The organism is Gordonia sp. LMA484 (genome assembly GCF_058129505.1).
Genome location: NZ_CM176700.1, coordinates 1,710,714 through 1,727,991, shown reverse-complemented (window position 1 = coordinate 1,727,991; position 17,278 = coordinate 1,710,714). Strand labels below are relative to the sequence as shown.

The 17,278-nt window shown below is 66.1% G+C and carries 14 protein-coding genes; 7 read left to right on the top strand and 7 right to left on the bottom strand.

The annotated features are described in order from the left end of the window. Positions 1 to 108: 108 nt before the first annotated feature. Together AC4AMJ_RS07345 and AC4AMJ_RS07340 are read left to right on the top strand one after the other, a co-directional pair. Entirely contained in the window at positions 109 to 477 is a 369-nt protein-coding gene (locus tag AC4AMJ_RS07345; RefSeq protein WP_489917657.1) for a DUF2834 domain-containing protein, read from the top strand. Positions 478 to 518: 41 nt separating this feature from the next. Beyond that, a complete protein-coding gene (locus AC4AMJ_RS07340; protein ID WP_489917656.1) occupies positions 519 to 1,580 on the top strand; it encodes a DNA polymerase III subunit beta family protein in 1,062 nt (353 codons plus the stop codon). Positions 1,581 to 1,623: 43 nt separating this feature from the next. Here AC4AMJ_RS07340 and AC4AMJ_RS07335 read toward each other — a convergent pair whose 3' ends face one another. The 3 genes from AC4AMJ_RS07335 to AC4AMJ_RS07325 all read right to left on the bottom strand — a co-directional run bounded on the left by AC4AMJ_RS07335 (position 1,624) and on the right by AC4AMJ_RS07325 (position 5,556). Next, entirely contained in the window at positions 1,624 to 3,018 is a 1,395-nt protein-coding gene (locus AC4AMJ_RS07335) for an NAD(P)-binding protein (protein ID WP_489917655.1), read from the bottom strand. An 11-nt stretch (positions 3,019 to 3,029) separates the two neighbouring features. Continuing rightward, a complete protein-coding gene (locus tag AC4AMJ_RS07330) occupies positions 3,030 to 4,610 on the bottom strand; it encodes an aspartate:alanine exchanger family transporter (protein ID WP_489917654.1) in 1,581 nt (526 codons plus the stop codon). A 190-nt stretch (positions 4,611 to 4,800) separates the two neighbouring features. Then, a complete protein-coding gene (locus tag AC4AMJ_RS07325; RefSeq protein WP_489895388.1) occupies positions 4,801 to 5,556 on the bottom strand; it encodes an IclR family transcriptional regulator in 756 nt (251 codons plus the stop codon). Between the two features lie 60 nt (positions 5,557 to 5,616). On the opposite strand from AC4AMJ_RS07325, the gene AC4AMJ_RS07320 reads away from it, so the two are divergent. From AC4AMJ_RS07320 to AC4AMJ_RS07305, 4 genes are read left to right on the top strand one after another with little or no spacing between them, the layout of a single operon-like run. Then, the gene (locus AC4AMJ_RS07320; RefSeq protein WP_489917653.1) at positions 5,617 to 6,753 is read left to right on the top strand and encodes a cupin domain-containing protein; all 1,137 of its coding nucleotides are present in this window, start codon (positions 5,617 to 5,619) and stop codon (positions 6,751 to 6,753) included. Then, the gene (locus AC4AMJ_RS07315) at positions 6,750 to 7,586 is read left to right on the top strand and encodes a fumarylacetoacetate hydrolase family protein (protein ID WP_489917652.1); all 837 of its coding nucleotides are present in this window, start codon (positions 6,750 to 6,752) and stop codon (positions 7,584 to 7,586) included. The genes AC4AMJ_RS07320 and AC4AMJ_RS07315 overlap by 4 nt, the downstream gene beginning before the upstream one ends. After that, positions 7,583 to 8,293 (top strand): maleylpyruvate isomerase family mycothiol-dependent enzyme, encoded by a 711-nt coding sequence (locus tag AC4AMJ_RS07310; protein ID WP_489917651.1) that lies wholly within the window; start codon positions 7,583 to 7,585, stop codon positions 8,291 to 8,293. The genes AC4AMJ_RS07315 and AC4AMJ_RS07310 overlap by 4 nt, the downstream gene beginning before the upstream one ends. Before the next feature lie 14 nt (positions 8,294 to 8,307). Next, a complete protein-coding gene (locus AC4AMJ_RS07305; RefSeq protein ID WP_489917650.1) occupies positions 8,308 to 9,552 on the top strand; it encodes an FAD-dependent monooxygenase in 1,245 nt (414 codons plus the stop codon). A gap of 14 nt (positions 9,553 to 9,566) precedes the next feature. On the opposite strand, the gene AC4AMJ_RS07300 is transcribed toward AC4AMJ_RS07305, so the two are convergent. After that, positions 9,567 to 10,082, bottom strand: coding sequence for a M15 family metallopeptidase (locus AC4AMJ_RS07300; protein WP_489917649.1), 516 nt, complete (start codon positions 10,080 to 10,082; stop codon positions 9,567 to 9,569). 108 nt (positions 10,083 to 10,190) lie between these two features. On the opposite strand from AC4AMJ_RS07300, the gene AC4AMJ_RS07295 reads away from it, so the two are divergent. Beyond that, complete coding sequence (locus tag AC4AMJ_RS07295; protein WP_489917648.1) at positions 10,191 to 11,360, top strand: T6SS phospholipase effector Tle1-like catalytic domain-containing protein; 1,170 nt, start codon at positions 10,191 to 10,193, stop codon at positions 11,358 to 11,360. 23 nt (positions 11,361 to 11,383) lie between these two features. Here the strand turns inward: AC4AMJ_RS07295 and AC4AMJ_RS07290 are convergent, their stop codons facing one another. The 3 genes from AC4AMJ_RS07290 to AC4AMJ_RS07280 are packed head-to-tail and all read right to left on the bottom strand — an operon-like array spanning position 11,384 to position 16,943. After that, positions 11,384 to 14,731, bottom strand: coding sequence for an ATP-binding protein (locus tag AC4AMJ_RS07290; RefSeq protein WP_489917647.1), 3,348 nt, complete (start codon positions 14,729 to 14,731; stop codon positions 11,384 to 11,386). Beyond that, positions 14,728 to 15,486 carry a DUF4194 domain-containing protein gene (locus AC4AMJ_RS07285; RefSeq protein ID WP_489917646.1) on the bottom strand — a complete coding sequence of 253 codons (759 nt, stop codon included), beginning with the start codon at positions 15,484 to 15,486 and terminating at the stop codon, positions 14,728 to 14,730. Before AC4AMJ_RS07285 ends, AC4AMJ_RS07290 begins: the two co-directional genes overlap by 4 nt. Then, a complete protein-coding gene (locus AC4AMJ_RS07280) occupies positions 15,483 to 16,943 on the bottom strand; it encodes a DUF3375 domain-containing protein (RefSeq protein ID WP_489917645.1) in 1,461 nt (486 codons plus the stop codon). The genes AC4AMJ_RS07285 and AC4AMJ_RS07280 overlap by 4 nt, the downstream gene beginning before the upstream one ends. Positions 16,944 to 17,278 lie beyond the last annotated feature (335 nt).

Genomic DNA, 17,278 nt, shown 5'->3' with positions numbered 1-17,278 from the left:
GGGACGGAGCAGAAGCCCGGTTCTCGACAGTCCGAAGCGTACTGATTTCGGGGTGTCCTGATCTAGTGCATGATGGTCGGCGTCCACGCCACGAGAAGGAGATGTTCCGTGTCAGCATCAGCACCGGCCACAGACTGGCAGCGTCGATCGCTCATCGTGATCTTCCTGGCGGCACTCGTCACCCAGAACGCGATCGCTCTTCCCTATGTTCAGAAGAACGGTTGGCGATCGACCGCGGACTTCTTCGTCGGGGACATCCACAAGACCACGCCGGGCCGATTCGCGATGGTCGATCTCGGTTTTGTGGTGATCGGGTTTCACGCGTGGGCATTCGCGGAGGCACGTCGCCTGCACATCGTCGGTTGGTGGCTTGCCTCGGTCGTGCTCACGTTCGGTGTCGGCATCGCCACCGCCATCCCGTTCTTCTTCCTGGCCAGAGATCGGGCGTTGAGCGCTTCACGGGCACACGCGGCGTGATGAGTTGACCTTCATGTTGCTCGAAGCCCGAGGATGATCGAGTGACCACACCCGACGAGATGCCCATCGGCGCCTTCGCCCGCCGGACCGGACTCACCGCGAGCGCACTGCGTTTCTATGCCGACGCCGGGCTGTTGCCGCCCGCGTACACCGACACCGTCTCCGGGTATCGGATGTACACCGACGAACAGGTCGACCGCGCGGTGACGTTGCGGCAGTTGCGCGAGATGGCAATGCCGTTGCCGCGCGTGCGCGAGGTACTCGACGCGTCGCCGAGTGAGGCCATGGTCCTCGTCGACGAGCATGTGGCCATGGTCGTCGACGATGCCGCGCACGCCCGTCGGCAGGCCGCAGGCGTGAAGAGCCGTCTCGCCGTCGGCTGCGGCGATGGCCCAGGGGTCAGACTTCGCGGGCCGGTGTTGGCGTCAGCGATAGAACAGGTACTGACGGCGACGACAGTCGAGCCCGAAATGGCCATGCTCAACACGGTGTGTGTCGAGGTCACCGGCGACGGCCTCACGATGGCCGCGACCGACCGATACCGACTCGTCGTACGCACCCTCGCGCTCACCGGGCACGTCGGCGAGCACTGGTCGGCGGCACTGCACGTCGATGACCTCCGTACGTCGGTGACGCAGATCCGTCGAAGTCCCGACGTCGAATTGGTCTGCACCGCAACAGGTGTACAGGTGATCACCTCAGCTGGTGAGTACCACTGCCGGACTGTCGACAATGAGTTTCCCGATTATCGGACGATGCTCGAGACACTCGCGCCGGCTGTTACCCGGGTGACGATCGTTGCGGCGGAACTGCTGCGGGCACTCGAGCGGTCATCACCGCACGTCACGATCCGTGTCGGATCGCACGGTGTCCAACTGCTCGATGATGACGACGTGGTCTTTGGGACCGTCACGGCCTCGGCGACGGGCCCAGACATCGAACTCCGGTTCGAGTTGATCACGCTCTACCCCGCGATTGCGGGCTCGGTCGGCGGTGAGCTGCTCATCGACATCCGCGCCGCCGATCAACCGGTCACCATCCGCTCGGCCGATCACGGCGACCTCACGGTGCTGGCCATGCCGATTCCATCGGCGCGTCGGTGATCGCGGCGCGGCCGCCGGGTAGGTCGACCGCATCGACAGCCCGCTACATAGGTAGGCGTGCGAGTTCGGCGAGGCGGGCGAGGCCCTGCTGGGCATGCTCGGCCAGGCCGGCACCCGCTGCCCGGACGGCTGGATCGTCTTGTTGCCCCGCTTGGATACGTGCCGGGTTGAGAGCGCAGCGGTTGGCCCACGCGGCTATGTCCGGCTCCGCTCCGTAGGTCTTTGCCGCGATCGTTCCCCGCACCTGCATCTGCGCCCAACTTCTGGGGTCGTCCGGCAGATTGTTCGGCGGACACAACCGATTTCGTTCTCTGTCGTCGTCACGTGTGGCCTCTACATAGCCGGCCAGCGCGGCGCAGTAGCACGGGAATCCCGCCCGGATCGTCTGGAGCCGAATGCGATCAGGCGCCCAGATCGGGATCAGCGGCGGGTACTGCAGCCCGGAGGCGGCGCAGTGCACCACCAGTGAATCCGGCGGCAACGGTACCGACCCGCCGTCGAAGACGATCTCCCGGCGCGTCACATGGTCGATATGCCCCAAGCGGACGACACGGTCGATGGTTCGGAGCAGATCGAGTTCCCACTCGCCGAGAGTGGGCGTCTTGGCCATCGTCGGCGTGACGTCGCGGTCGATGCGGAGCATCACGCCGGCGGCCTCCAGACGAAGGAACAGGTCCTCGAGCGTGTCGGCACCCGCGGCCGCCGCCATCGTGTCGGCGGCCAATCGCAGTGCCACTGCCGGATTCGGTTGCACCACGGCTCGGTTGAGCATCCAGGGATCGCGTGGACGCACCCAGGTGATCTGATCGGGCTCCACCCCGTGTGCGAGCAGCCAGACGATCGCATCCGTGGCGGTCTTGCCGGAGCCGACAATCACAAGATTCTTGGGTGCGGCGGCCAGTCGAGCGAGTTCGTTGATCGGGGCCACTGCGACGTCGTCGGCCACTCCGAACGGCGGTGGGGTCGTCGCCGGAACGGTCGGCGACACGTACGTGGCGTCGACGACCCGGCGGGCGACCCGGATCTCGACCGTCTCACCGGATACCCGGGATGTCGCGAGATGAGTGTCGCCATCAGACGTGTATTCGTGGCCGCCGAGAAATGTGACCCGGCCGGAGCCGACGAAGCGGCGGCGCAGGATGTCATCGTAGTAGGCCTCGATCTCCGGTTGGCGGGCTCGTTCGCCGAACCCCTGCTCGGGCCCGCTGCCTTGCAGAGTTCCGTCACCGAGCACGGTCGAGGCGACGCCGTAGAACACCGATGCCTGATGCAGTTGGACGAACGGGTAGGCGTCGAGCCAATGTCCCCCGGCCGTGTGCCGACGGTCGACGAGGGTCACGTGTACATCGGCGTGGTCGATCAGCGCGTCGGTGAACGCCATGCCGGCCGCGCCCGCCCCGATGACGAGGTAGTCAGTACCGAGAGTTCGCTTGGCCATATCGATCACCGTCAGAAGTAGACAACCATCAGTTGCGCCAGAAAGACCTTGACGATCATGCTCACCGGGAAGAGCACCGCGTAGCCGAGGGCGACCCGCTGGTCGGGAACCTTCCCCATGGCATAGGCATACGGCGCCGGGTTGAGTTGTGAGCCGGTGAGTCCCCCGAGTGCGCGAGCCGTACCGAACTTGAGCAGCGAACGCAGCGCGAACACGACGATGAGAGCGTGCGCCGCGGAGATGGCCAGTCCCAGCACCACCAGTTGCAGTCCCTGGTCGCCGAGGGCGGTGACCAGACCGGAGCCCGCGCCGGTACCCACCGCAACCAGGAACACGTACAGCGCGAACTGATTGAGCGTGTTCGTGACATTGCCCGGCAGGGTCCAGACGATCGGTCCCGTGCGTCCCAGGGCGCCGAGGACCACTCCGACGATCAGCGGTGCGGTCGCGGTACCGAGGACCAGCGTGCCCCCTCCGGGCAACGGGATCTCCACGAACGCCAGCACGAGGCCGATGGCCAGGCCCACGCCCAGCCCGATGGCGTTGATGTCGCTCGCGGAGCGCTCCGAGTCCCCGAGTTCCGTGGTGACCTCCGCGAGTCGGTCACGCGGCGCGGTCACGCGGAGTCGGTCTCCGCTCTGCAGCACCAGGTCCGGTGCCGCGATGAGGTCGATGTCCCCGCGGCGGACCCGGCTGACGACGGCGTCGAAGCGTTCTTCGAGTCGCAAGGTGTGGAGTTCGCGTCCCACGTACGCACGGTTGGACAAGCCGATGCGGCGGAAGTCGATCTCGGATCGGTTGAGCCAGGTCTCCTCGGGTGCGGGCCGTCCCAGGTCGGCAGTCAGGCGCTCGGCAACATCCTCGCGGGCGGTGATCGTCAGCTGGTCACCGGCCGCGATCGCCTCGGCATCATGCGCGACGACGGTCTGGCCGTCGCGTGTCAGCCGCGAGACCACGGTTTCGTATCGCTCGCACAGTCCATGAACCGTCAGCTTCGGGTCTCCGATGACCTCCAGTGTCCGGACCACGATGGGCCACACCTTTTCCTGATCCTCCGGAGTCGGCTTGCGACGGCCGGCGCTGATCAGATACGAGCAGGCGAGGATGGTGAGGAGGACAGTGATCGGGTAGGCGACCGCGTATCCGATCGCCGGCTCGGGCGGTATCTCGCCGCCGTCTGCCAGTTGTTGCTGGACTGCACCGAGGGCCGCGGTGGCCGTGCCGGCGCCGGCGAACGCACCCGCGATCGTGCCGATGTCGAAGTCGAGAACCTTGCCGACCCCGAGTGCGGTGGCCGCCATCGCAACGATCGCCACCAGCGACACCAGCACCGGTTTCCATCCGGTGCGCAGCACGCTGACGAACGCCGGTCCGGCGGCGATGCCCACCATGTAGCAGAACACGCACAGCGACAGACTGGTCACGATGGGCGGCAGCGCGACATCGGGTTCGATCGCCGACAGCGCCAAGGCCACGAACAGCGCCCCGGCGGGGCCGAAGGAGACCGGCCCGAACGGGATACGCCCGACCAGTGCTCCGAACCCGACGCAGAAGAACAGGGTCAGCAGGGGGCTGTCGACAAACCAGTGCATCGCGGCTCCAGTTTCACCGGACGGGAGTGACGACTGTGACTCTAGCGGTTTTGGAGCGGGCGATGGCCTGGTCGCCGGCTATTGCCGCAAAGTCGTGAAGGGCAGCAGGAACCGGGATTCGTGGGCGCCACCGCGGCTTGGTGGCAAGCGACTGCGCCGCCCTCCGCACCGCGCGGTGCATGGCCTGCCGCTACGAAACAGCGATGGCGTCGGCGGCCATCCGCAGGGTGGCGACCAGGGCCGGCAACCGCTGTTTGTCGTAGCGCACGGACGGTATCGAAACCGAGAGTCCGGCAACGACCGTGCCGTCGGCATCGCGTACGGGCACGCCGATCGCCACAACGCCACGCTCTGATCGACCTTGGTTGACCGCAAACCCTTGTTTCCGGACCCGCGCAAGTTCGGTTCGCAGCCGGACCAGGTCGGGTCGGTCGGGATCGTCCGCCTCGTAACGCACCTCATAGGTCTCGCGGACCACTTCCTCGGAGAGGTCGGCCAGGAGCACCAGACCACCCGAGGTCTGATGGGCGGGAAAGACCATCCCCTCTCGCGAACCGACGCGAAGCGCCTGACCGGACTCCACCGACGCGATGAAGCGGACCTCGGCGCCGACGCGGATGGTGAGGTTGACCGACTCGTCGACTGCTTGCACCAGACGTTCCATGTGGGCCAGCGCGGCCGACCGTAGCCGCGATGTGGCGGATCGGGAGTGCTCCGCGAGTTGCAGCACCGGCCCGGCACCGTACTCGCGACCCGGATGCTGCACCGCGAAGTCGCGGTAGACCAGCATCTGCAGCAGTCGATGGGCGGTCGAGCGGGCGACACCGAGTCGTTCCGCCGCCTGTGCGACCGTCAGTTCGCCCTCCAACTGCAGGATGGCCGCAAGCCTCAGCGCATGGTCCACGCTCGCGATGGCGTAGGTGGGTGGGTTCTTCTGCGGCTTCATTGCATTCTGTATAGCAGAATCAACTGTTCTGTGGACCACAACGGCGGTCAGGCTTGACCCATGACATCGACCGACACGCCAGTACGGCTACACCCAGTCGCCTCGCCGGACCAGCCACCGGTCACCCCCGCGCTGAAGGATCTGTACCGCGGATTCGAGAACGAATTGCTGGTGCCGCTGTGGACCGAGATCGGTGATCTGATGCCGGCTCACCCGCGGTCGCACGCGGTGGGCCACCTGTGGAGATGGGCGAACCTGGTGCGTCTCGCCGAGCAGGCCGGCGAGATCGTCCCGGTCGGACGGGGCGGCGAGCGTCGCGCGATCGCGCTGGCCAACCCGGCATTGGGCGGCCGGCCCTTCGCCACTCCCACGCTCTGGGCGGCGATCCAGTATCTGATGCCGGGCGAAGACGCCCCCGAGCATCGCCACTCACAACACGCCTTCCGCTTCGTCGTCGAGGGATCCGGGGTGTGGACGGTCGTCGGTGGCGATGCCGTGCCGATGAATCGGGGCGACTTCCTGCCGCAGGCCGGCTGGAACTGGCACGCACACCACAACGCCACCGACAAACCGATGGCCTGGATCGACGGCCTGGACATCCCGTTCCAATACCTCACCGAGGCGCAGTTCTTCGAGTTCGGCCGTGATGCGATCAGCGACGCCGAACGCGTCACGCCAGAGCGCTCCCGCTCCGAAAGGCTGTGGGGCCATCCCGGTCTGCGGCCACTCGGCGCAACGTACGCCGCACCCGGCACCCCCCTGCTGTCCTACAAGTGGGAATTCACCGATCGTGCGCTGAACGACCAACTCGCAATCGAGGCCGAGGGCTTCGGCGGCACGATCGAGCCCGGCCACGCGGCGGTCCGATACACCAACCCGCACAACGGCGGAGACGTCCTGCCGACGATGCGGACCGAGTTCCATCGCATCGTCCGAGGTGCCGAGACCGCGCCCGTCAAGGAAACCGGGTCGAGCGTCTATCAGGTGTTCGACGGCTCCGGCACGGTGACGGTCGGCGACCAGACCTGGGCCGTGACGCGTGGGGACCTGTTCGTCGTACCGTCCTGGGAGTCGTTCTCGGCCAGGTCCGAATCCGGTGCGACCGATTCGGATTCCGGCGCCCTGGATCTGTTCCGCTTCGGGGACGCACCCGTCTTCGAAGCTCTCGAGCTCAACCGCATGGAGGTAACACGATGAAGCTCAGCACCATTCGTATCGACGGCACGACCCGCGCGGTCAGGCTCGACGGTGACCGTCTGCTCGACCTCGGCGACCCCGATCTGGGCATCTTCCTGGCCCGGCCGGACTGGCAGGACCGGGCGGCAGACGCAACCGCCGATGGAGCTGCCACCTACCCCGTCGACGGCGCGGACTTCGCACCCGTCATCCCGGCGCCGTCGAAAGTTGTGTGCGTGGGACACAACTACACCAACCACATCAAGGAGATGGGCCGCGACCTGCCCACCTACCCGACGTTGTTCCCGAAGTTCGCCGACACCCTGATCGGAGCGAACGACGACATCGTCAAGCCGGACGAGACCGACGCCCTCGACTGGGAGGTCGAGCTGGTCATCGTGATCGGCGAGCAGGTACGCCGTGCCGACGACGCGCAGGCCGAGGCGGCGATCGCCGGGTTCACCGTCATGAACGATGTCTCCGTGCGGGACTGGCAGTTCCGCACCATCGAGTGGACCCAGGGCAAGATCTGGGACTCCTCCACCCCTGTCGGCCCCTACCTGGTGACACCCGACGAGGTCGGCGGTGTCCGTCCGGCACTCGAGGTCACCACCACCGTCGACGGTCAGGTCATGCAGCGCGACGACACCGGAACCCTGTTGTTCGATCCGGTCACATTGGTCAAGTACATCTCGACCGTCACCCGACTCAATCCCGGCGATCTGATCGCCACCGGCACCCCTGCCGGTGTTGGGCATGCACGCGACCCGAAGGTCTACCTCCTCGGCGGCGAGACGGTGGTGACCGCCGTCGCCGGCCTCGGTGCCTGCACCAACCGTGTGGTGAAGGCATGACCCGCGACGTCCACGACGCCCGCCGCTGGATGCGCCACGGCACCACCCTCTACCTCGATGGTGTCGCCGGACTCGACGACAGCGGTTTGGGCGCCGCCTCCGGCCTTCCCGGCTGGAGTCGGCGGCAACTGGTCGCGCATGTCGCCGCGAACGCCGAGGCACTCGGCAATCTCGTCCGCTGGGCGCAGACCGGCGTCGAGACGCCCATGTACGCATCTCCCGAAGCTCGTGCCCGCGGCATCGAAGACGGCGCCTCGAAACCGACGCCCGAGTTGCTGGCCTGGGCGTCGCACTCCGCCGAGGCACTGGAATCGGCGATGGATCGGCTGTCCGATGCGCAGTGGACCCACGACGTCCGGACCGCACAGGGGCGAACGGTGCCGGCCACAGAGATCCCGTGGCTGCGGGCACGCGAGACGTGCGTACATGCCGTCGATCTGTGCACCGGAACGGGTTTCGGTGACCTGACCGCGGACTTTCTCACCGAACTCGGCGCCGACATAGTCGCCAAACGCAACTCCTCGACGACCCTCGCCCTACGGCTCGTGGCCACTGATGCCCCGGTGACCTGGGAGCTGGCAGGACCGCACACACCAGTCGTCATATCCGCGCCGCTGACCGACCTTGTCGCCTACCTCAGTGGCCGAACCACCAACCTGTCGACCGACGAGGGATCTCCCGCACCGGCGCTGCCGGCGTGGCTCTAGGAACGGAAATCACCATGCACACACCTGACGTCATCGTCGTCGGCGGCGGCATCGGCGGTCTCGGCGCCGCACTCGCCCTCGCCAGGGAAGGCCTCGCGGTCCGGGTGCTCGAACGGTCTGCCGAGTTCGGCGAGGTCGGCGCGGGCCTGCAGCTTGCGCCGAACTGCACCCGCATCCTCGACGACTACGGGCTGCTCGACGAGGCCAAGGGTCTCGGTGTCGTTCCGGAGGCGATGGTCATGCGCGATGCCCTGGACGGCACCGACCTGACGCGGCTCGACCTGGTCGACCTCGAACGCCGTTATGGCTTCCCGTATCTCGTCATCCATCGCAGTGATCTGCACGGCATTCTGCTGCGTGCCTGCCGAAGGGCAGGTGTGGAACTGGTCACCGATGCCACGGCGACTGCCTACGAGAACACCGACACCGGTGCGCTGGTTCGGTTGGCGACCGGTGACGTGCACGAGGCCGGTCTGGTGATCGCCGCCGACGGGTTGCACTCGGTGGCACGCAAGCTGCTCGTCGATGATGAACCCGTCTCGTCGTCTTACGTCGCCTACCGTGGCACCGTGCCGCTGGCCGAACTGGCCGAACGCCCGGTGGATCTGTCCGAGGTCGTCGTCTACGTCGGGCCTGGACATCATTTCGTCCACTACGGACTGCGCGGCGGCGAGATGCTCAACCAGGTGGCCGTGTTCGAGTCCCCCAAAGCCCTGGCTGGTGACGAGGATTGGGGAACTCCGGACGAACTGGAGGCCGCTTTCACCGAGTCCTGTGACGCTGTGCGGGACGGTATCGGGTTCATGTGGCGCGACAGGTGGTGGCGGATGTACGACCGGGATCCGATCATGAACTGGGTGCACGGGCGGATCGCATTGCTCGGCGACGCGGCCCATCCCCCGCTGCAGTACATGGCGCAGGGAGCGATCATGGCGATCGAGGACGGCTGGGTATTGGGTCGTCATGTCGCCCGCCTCCGCAGCGCCGGCGGCGCGATCGACTGGAATGGCGTGCTCGCGGCCTACGAAGCCGTCCGTCCTGAGCACTGCCGCCGCGTGATGACCACGGCCCGCGCATGGGGCGAATTGTGGCACCTCGGCGCGCCGGGTCGCGAACAGCGCAACGCGCTGTTGCGCACCCGAGACGCTCACGACTACACCTACATCGACTGGATCTACGGTCCCACCGCCCTGTTCCCCGCCGACGAACCGCCGATGTATCCGGTGGTGCCGCTCGATTCCGCTGCCGAACTGGTCTGACCTCGCGTCGTGCGTCAGCCGAGCGGGTCGGCTCGCCGATCGGCCCGGGTCGCGGCGTCGGTCCACATCGGCGGGCACCGCACACCGGGCACCGACATCACCTCGAAGTGCCACCACTCGTTGGCGAACGTCCGGCACAGGCCCCAGCGGTAGCCGTTCGTCTCCAGCCACGCGGCGCCCGCGCGGGGCCCGACGTCGATGGCATGACCGCCGACATGCGTGGACTCTTCGGGAGGTAGGACCCAGCGTCGCGCTGCCTCGGGACTGCCGTAGGTGGCGATGCCCTGGCGCCACATCTGTCTCTGTTCTGCGCGTGTGCGCGCGCCGGACGTGATGCGCAGCGGGACGCCCTGTGCGCGAGCGGCCGCGGCCGCCCCCGAATACGCAGTCGCCAGCGCCGGGTCCAGGCCGCCGGCGCCCGGTGCGGCGTGCGCGCGGGCCGCCGGCCAGGTGAGCAGCACGACGAGCACGATCAGGCTGAACGCGGACACACACCGGCCGAGAGCTCGCGGAACAAGCGTCACGGACATGTGGGTAGTAAACCCCGACGCAATCGGGTAGCGCACTACTCGTGCCCGATCGGGTTTCGCTTGAAAGGGTCGGCTCATCCGAACAACTGCGACAATCGGGGTTCGTCGATGAAGCGTCTCGTTGTGTGCTGTGACGGCACGTGGAAGTCGTCGAAGGATCCCTACATCTCGAACATCGAGAAGATCGCACGGGCGATCACGACGGAAGCCGGCGACGGAGCAACCCGCACAGTGCAGTTGGTGCATTACTCCAACGGTGTGGGAACCGGGGCCATCTGGCTTGACCGCGTCATCGGCGGTGCCTTCGGGCGAGGCCTGGCCATCAATCTGGTCGACGCATATCGATTTCTCGCGCTGAACTACGAACCGGGTGACGAGATCTTCGTTTTCGGTTTCAGCCGAGGCGCCTACACGGCCCGGAGTCTGGTCGGCATGATTGCCAAGATCGGGCTGGTGACGGCCGACAATCTCGCGATTCCGCCGGCCGGCCACACGAACCTCCTCGACGAGGCGCTGCAGCTGTACCAGAGCACCAGCCTTCGCGGCGGGAAGAAGGCCGATGACGAGAGGAAAAGACTTGACACCTTCCGCGGCTACACCTATGGATCCGATGACGCCGGCGCCGCGCCGCGGATCAAGTTCATCGGTGTGTTCGACACCGTCGGCGCCCTGGGGGCTCCCGGGATCACTCGAAGGCGGTATCGGTTCCTCGACGTCGAGCTGAGTCCCGCGGTCGACGTCGCCCGACAGGCCCTCGCGATCGACGAGCGCCGACTCACCTTCGACCCCTGTGTGTGGACGACGGACAAGAACACGACGACCGACATCAAGCAGGTCTGGTTCGAAGGCGTACACACCGACATCGGCGGCGGATACCAGCGTTGTGAGCCGTCGCTGTTGACACTCGGTTGGATGGTCGCCGAGGCCTCGAAGCATGGGTTGGAGTTCGTACCCGCACGTCTACGCCTTCTGCCGGAGGCGGTCGACGTGCTCGATGATCGATTCACACCGAACATTTCGCTGAACCTCGCCTACCGTGGCATCAATCTCCTCACCATCGGTGTTCGCCGGTTACGACGACAAGCGAACCGGGTGAGCAGGTTCGCAGGCCAGGTGAGATTGCTGGAGATCACCGACGATCCGGCGACTCCCTTGTACATCGCAGCACCGGCATATCACCGATGGCAGCAGTTTCCAGGACGGGCCGAGAGCGCCCCGAACATCGGGTCCTACGTGGACGTGGTCGGGCGGGATGCGGTCCAGGGCAGGATCGTTTAGCAGCCCCGCAGTCGAGGACGAGATCACACCAGCAGTTGTCCCCCACCACCACGGCGTAGATCCGAGAACTCCCGGATCGACGTCGACATGGCGGTGGCGACGGGACGGCCGTCAGCCGGGTCCTCGGTCTTCGACACCATCACCACATTGTCGATGTAGGGCTGGATGGTGCTGGTGTTCTGCACGGTTGCCACGATGATCAGCTGGAACCCGAACTTGCGGAACGCCGACAGCGCCTGCTGGGCGAACTGCGGATCCGATTTGGAAAACGCTTCATCGAGCATGAGCTGGGCGAAAATCGGGCGGTTGTCGTCGCCGTTCGGGCTGGCGAGGTTGAAGCTGAGCGCACCGGCCAGGCAGAACGCCATCAGTTTCTCCTGCTCGCCACCCGAGTTGTCACCCGCGTTGCTGTAGGTCCGGATCGTCTCCCCGGTTACCGCGTCGTGCTCCTCGCAATAGAAGTCGAATCTGTTGCGTACGTCGAGGGCGTCCCGGGTCCACTGCCGGTCCTCGGGGGTGGCACCCGCCAGCCGTTCGCGCAGCAGCAGGATATCGGTGTACTGCTCGAGGATCGCCTGCTCGTCCCCGAAGCTGACGGCGGTGGTACGTTGCGCGATCAGTCGTGCCTTCTCGGTCAATTCGGCGACTGCGGCGAGGTTCTTGCGGCCCGGACACAGCCGAAGTCGGGTGCCGCGGTTGAACGCCACCGCGCCCAGACCGGTGTTGACGCGCTCGATCTGCTCGACGATCCGGCGTTCCTCGGCATCGGCGGCCATGTGCAGGTTCAGGATTGCGCCGGGCGCCTGCTCGGTGATCAGGCGTCGCATCCGTTCGTAGGCGGCGGGCAGCTCACGTTCATCGATTCGTCGACAGACCGCGACGTAGTCGTGCAGTCGCTCGTCGAGATCGTCGCTGTCGTTGGGAATCGCGTCCGGGAATTCCTCGTCGTAGCTGTCGAGGATGCGCACCAGTTCGTCCCGGGAACGTCGCGAATCGGCACGCGTGCGGTCTCGATCCCTGATGACGGCCTTCAGCAATTCTTGGCGGTAGGTTTCGGGCGCGAGAACGTCGAGGGTCGCGACGGAATCCTCGCGGAACCCGTCGAGTGTGCTGACCGCTTGAGCCGGGAGATCGTCCGTCGTCAATCGATCGATGACATCGAGCAGCTGGGTGCGGCGCTCATCGTGTGTGGCGATCTTGTCGCGCACGAGCGCTGCCTGCGAGATCGCCGCCCGAACCTGCTCCCAGATGTCTTCGGCCTTGCGCTGCAATGCTTCGACGTCGGGATGCTCCTCCATGAGCAACTCGTACTGATCGGCGAGCTGCTCGACACGATCGTCGGCGGTTTCGGTGTCGATCTCGCTCCACTGGGTGAACTGTTCGCAGATCCTTCGGTAGGCGTCCCGACGGTGGGCCTGCTCGGTCCGTTCGCGATCCAATTCGGCGCTGGCCTCGCGCATCCTGTCGAAGATGCGCTGCTCGTGGTCGAGTTCTTCCTGCAGCGCGGCGACCTTGGCTGCAACGTCGCCGACGAAGATGTACTGGGAGGGCCGCAGGGCTTGTCGGTCGTCCTTGACCGCGAGCTTGGCCGAATCCTTCCGCAGGCCCTGGTCGGTGACCGCCTTTGTGTGGTCGGCGAAGTCGGCCGGCGTGTCGACGCACGTGTAGTTGCCGAGTCGGGTGAGGATCGACAACGCCTCGGCAGAGCATGGATGGCCGGGGTCCACCGAACGCAGCAGCGCGCCCAGAGTGTTCGGCTCAGGAGTGGGTGCCGACCGGTTCTCCGCGTGGTGCAACTGGATGCGGCCGCGCATGTCGTGACTGTTCACATATCGCAGGGCAGCGCGGAAGTGTTTGTCCGGAACCAGAAGTCGTAGTCCGGCGTTGCGCAGAACCTTCTCGACGGCCAGGCGCCATCGTTCCTGATCCGGATCCAGCTCGACCAGCTCGGCGACATAGCGCAGCTCCGACTCGTCGATCTGCAGGGCATTCGCGATGCCACGACGCATCTCGTGTTCGGCGCGGGGTAGCGCCGATCCCGCCTGCTGCACTCGACTCAGTTCGTCATGGGCGGCATCGCGGTGGGCGCGGGCCGTCACCTCTCGTGCGAGCGTTTCGGCGAAGTGCGCCTTGCCGGCCTCGAGGTGACCGTCGATCCGGGTCGCCTCCTCCATGAGTGTCTCGCGCAGCGACCAGAAGTCCTCGGCATCCTCGGGCAGGGAATAACCCAGGGCGGTCATCTTGTCCTCGTAGCCGGAACGTCGTGTCGTGATCTCGTTGCTGACCTTCTGGGCCGCCGCCAGCTGCTCCTGCAGTGGGGCGAGATCGCCGGTGGACGACGATATCCGCGCCAGCAGATGACTGTGGTCCTGGCGAAGCTGATCATGCTGGGCGGTCAGGGCGCCGAGATCGGTGTCGAGGCGTGCGATCTGATCGTCGAGGTCGGCCACCTCTGGTTGGGCGTTGTGGCGTCGAAGATTGTTGACGTAGGACCGGACCGTCGCGGAATCGATGGTGTCGAGGACGCTGAATGTGGCCGCCTCGCTGACGTACCGCTCGTGTACGGATTCGATGTTGCCGAGGATGGTCCGTTTCCGGCGGGCCACATCGAGCAGCTCGCGGGCTTCGACAAGCGGATCGATCTGATCGAGTGCGTCTGGGATCCCGACGATGCTGGTCGGATCGTCGAGCATGAACTCGCGGACGAACTGTGCGAGTCCACCAACACTTTTCAGCGACTTGGCCTTTCCGAGGAGCTGTTGGGCCGCCTCGGAGGCACGAATGCCGATCAGCGAGTACAGGGTGGCGAGATACTTGCCTTCCCCGGGACCGCCGCGCCAACCCTGATCTCGGAATCGCGCAGAGTTGTAGTTGCTCGCGGCCCAGTCGTTGCAGACCTCGACGATGTCGACGTCACCGTCGTGGATGAAGTAGGAACTGTGCGCGTCGGTCAGTTTTCCGGCGGCCAGCCATTTCAATACCAGGCCCGTGATGGACGCACCCGAACTCGAGGTATACGTGACCGCGATGGCCGCCCACGCGGGCCCACTGCCACGCAGGTACATGATCTCGCGGTGCGCGTTGGTCCCGTCGCGGCGTTCGCCCCATGCACCACGGACATACTTGCCGACCGTGCGTTTGCCACTCGAGGACCCTGCCGCGGTGGCATCGCCCGAGGCGTTGAAGTTGCGTCGGTGGTCGGGCAGGAAGGCCAGCGAGATGGCGTCCAGCAACGACGACTTACCACTGCCGGAGGAACCGGTGATCAGTGAACCGTTGGTACTGAACGGGATCGAGTGATACCCGTCGAAGACTCCCCAGTTGATCAGCTGCAACCGGGACAGGTGGTACTGCTCGACGAGTCCGCTCACCAATCGTCTCCTTCGTCCTCGTCGTCGGTCCCGCCGGCTTCGTCGTCGCTCGAGTCGGTGTCGGGTGACATCGCGTCGTCCCCGGTGTCGCCGGACCCGATGAACTGTTCGAACTGTCGTTGCAGGTCGGTGATCACCGAGGCCGTCATCACAGCCGAGATCGCCGGACTCACGGTGAAGGTGTCGTGGTCGTCGCGCTGTTTACGCAGGAACTCGAGCTCCTCCAGCTTGTCGATGGATCGTTCGATGCGCTTGTCGAACAGTGCGAGGTCGCGGTCGATGGTGTTGGAGACCCCGGCGAACAGCTCATGGATCTCCTCCCGCGTGATCAGCACGTGCTCCTCGCGTGACGCACGCACGTACTTGGCCAGGTGCAACGCCAGGATCGCGTCGTAGGTCTGGATCGTCTCACGTTTGAGAATCCTTCTGCCCCAGCGTGAATCGTAGTCAGCCTGTTCGACGAAGGCGACCTCCAGTTCGTCCACGACACGCAGGCGAAGGTCCAGTTCGGAGAGTCGGACGCGCAACACATCCTGATACTCGGCGACCCACGCCCACAGTTGCGGTTGACGATCGCCGCTGACGTAGCGGCGCGTGAGCAGGTTCTGCAGCGCCCAACAGGCGCGGTCGGGCAGCTCGCCGACATCGCCGTCGAACCGAGGCGCCTGCGGACCGGTGTCGGCGCTGACGTTCTGGACCGACGGCAGGTCGTCGAATCCGGCGTCCTCATCGGGGGTGTCGAGATCGCTGGTCACAAGTCATCGACCTCCACGGTCGGAATCGGTTCGGTGAACATCACTGCAGGGACCTCGATGGCTCGGTCCTCACCTTCCAGCGATCGGAACCGCACGAACTCCGATCGGTGACTCGCGGTTCCTGATTGCTTCAACGCCCAGGACCACAGCACGATCACGTGGGCGAGGTAAGGCTCCTCGAGTCGGCCGACGACCTCGGATAGCGCGACCGGGCCGGCTTGCACGGCGTCGTTCACCGTCTCCGTCAGCTCGCCGGTGTCGACCTGGCCGGCCATGGACGCGAAGGACGTCAGGTCGGTGGTGCCGCCGGCCGGCAGGGCCGGAGCCGGCGACTCCGGATTCCTGATCTCGAAGGCGAGCCGCCCGGCCGAGGTGACCGCCGGTGTCGCCAAGGGCAATTCGTATCCGATGCGGCGGTCCGCGAGGGAGGATCGAAGGAGCTCGTTGGCCGTCGCCAACGCGTCGTTGAGCTGACGCGCGACGCCACGGCTCTGCTCGAGGGTTCCGGAGGCGACGAACCTGCGGATTCGGCGGGCACAGCGTTGCCGCGTGCGGCCGACCTCGCCCATCTGCTGGGTGACGAGCCCGAAGAAGTTGTCCATGACCGACCGGAGGCCCCGGTCGATGTCGGGGAGGTGCCGCGTCACCGTTTCGATGTCGGCGGCGAGGCGCTCGCGCTGGCGAGGATCCTGGATCATGTGGCTGAACGCGTGATAGGACGCGCTCTGCGAGGATTCGAGCAGCGACTCGTAGTCGTCGAACATCTGCCGCTGGCGATCGCGGTATGCCAGGTCGGAGTCGTGTGGATCGTCGAGCAGTGCGGTCGTGATGCGGTCCAGCATGGTGCTGTACTGCCCGATGTCGGAGATGACCTGCTCCATCTGGTAGGCGATGGAGCGGGCCTCGTCCTCGGCCACCCGCAGATCCGGATCGCGCCGACGACCGGCGTCGAGGTCGGAGAGTTCGGCGTCGAGTTCGGAGATCTGGTGCTCGATATCCTCGCGAATCTGTTGCGGATCGTCGGTCACCTGTCCTGCGACCCGACGCAGGCCGGCGGCGATGCCGTTGATGGAACCGCCGGTGGCCACGCTGTCCTCGCGGCGCAGGCGGCGGACATAGTCGAGTACCGACCGCGCCTCCGAGCTCAGATAGCAGAGGTTCTGCGTGGTGGACGGGGTGCTGTCGGTGACCCGATGCAGCCATCCCTGCCGGGCCCACGATTTCAGCAGTTCCAGGCCGCTCGCCTGGTCGTGGACGTCGAGTTCGACCATGTCGCGCTCGAGTCGCACGGCGAGGTCGGTCTCCGACAGTCGGGTGCCGAAGTCCAGGTGGCGCTCCATCAAGGTCACATACAATGCGGAATTGGTGGCCGCGAACAGCCGGACCGCGGCCGACTTCTGGATGGACCGATTGGCCTCCCAGGCATGCGCCAGCGTCGGTTGCTCAGCACTCTCCATCGCCGCCTCACGGGGTTCACGGGACTTTCAGGACCCGAGGTAGTGTGCCATGTCGGCAGGACCACCCCTGGGATGGGTGTTCCACTGATCGAGTGCCGGCCGAACACGCCGTCGAGCGCGGCGCGCAGAACCGGCGTGGCTGCGAGGTCACCGGACCGGATCGCGACACGACCGGGTGACGGTCCGACGGTGCGCACCTGCGACCGGAGTGCGCAAGCCGCTCGGAGTCGGGGCCCGGGTGAGCCGAGCCGCGTCGACCCGCTGCCGGGCGAGGTGCACCACAGGCAACGGTAGTTGCCAGTCATGTCACGTTGCGGCATTTCTCGCAACGCCGT